We start from the raw sequence: 1,118 nt of genomic DNA, 5'->3' as shown, positions 1-1,118 counted from the left end.
ATGTTATAAGTGGCATGGTTTTATATATTAATTTTTAAGCTTTAAAACTCTATTATACAAAGCTTTAAGTGATTTTTACAATCAAATATTTTAAAAATTTTGCTATGTATAACATACACCTACTATAAATATACTTATAACAACCAATAAAAATATAAAATAATTGAGCTTGAATGCTTAAAAAATAATAATTAAATTAAAAATTCTAATAATTTTGAAGATTATAAAAAGATAAAAGCTTGAGCTAGTTGTTACTAGCTCAAGTTATATATTAAGAGTGGTGGTTTATATTATTAAATTCATCTAAATGTGTTAAGTCTTTAGAAGCCGCATCAAATGCAACTGAACCTAGTTTTAGATTAATATAACCTTCTTGAACTTGTGCTGGTTGAGCTATAGTTTCATTAAAGATATCTTTTTGAGTATCTAAAATATCCCCAACATTTACTTTAGTTTCATCTTTAGCTTCAACTTTTTCTTCTTTAATAGTTGGAATACTAATTCCAGCATCATCTCCTAAAATTGCGCTTGGGTTAAGGTTAATAAAGTTACCTGCATTGATTTCAAAAGTATGACTAATTGCTGGTTCGCCAACTGGTTTGCACGCTACACAATCAAATACTTCATAATGATATGAGTTGCCTTTTTCACCTGTTAAGCCGATTTCAAATTTACCGCTATCCCAAATTGTAATATTTGTCCAGCTTTCAACCTTACCTGTAGCATCATTAACTAGATTTACTATTAATTCTGAACCTGGTTTTGCAGTTCCTGTAATAACTGGGCTTACGCTATCAGTTACATAACCATTAATTTTTTCAATAGCACTATTGCTATTTGCTTGATAGTAAATACCTTCATTGATTGTAATATGATTATTACTTACAACAACTTCACTTGGAACAACCACATCTACATTAGCATTGTTATCGTTAGCTACTTCATCTTTAGCTGTATTTAGGTCTATTGTAAATGCAAATTCTTTAACAAGTCCTGTTTTTAAGCTTGATAAATATACTTTATATGTTCCAACTTCCCAACCACTACCATCTACTCTGTTTGTTAAATCAGGAGTATATGTAAATGTTCCATCTGGTGCAGCTTGGAATTCTTTCATA

At 29.2% G+C, this 1,118-nt stretch carries 1 protein-coding gene; it reads right to left on the bottom strand.

The features are described 5' to 3' along the window. Positions 1-271: 271 nt before the first annotated feature. Positions 272-1,118 (bottom strand): hypothetical protein (locus KJQ99_RS09400; protein ID WP_214150667.1); only part of this gene is annotated, 847 nt, incomplete at its 5' end.

This window comes from Campylobacter sp. 2018MI13 (genome assembly GCF_018501135.1).
GTDB lineage: Bacteria > Campylobacterota > Campylobacteria > Campylobacterales > Campylobacteraceae > Campylobacter_E.
This window is presented reverse-complemented; position numbering and strand designations above follow the sequence as displayed.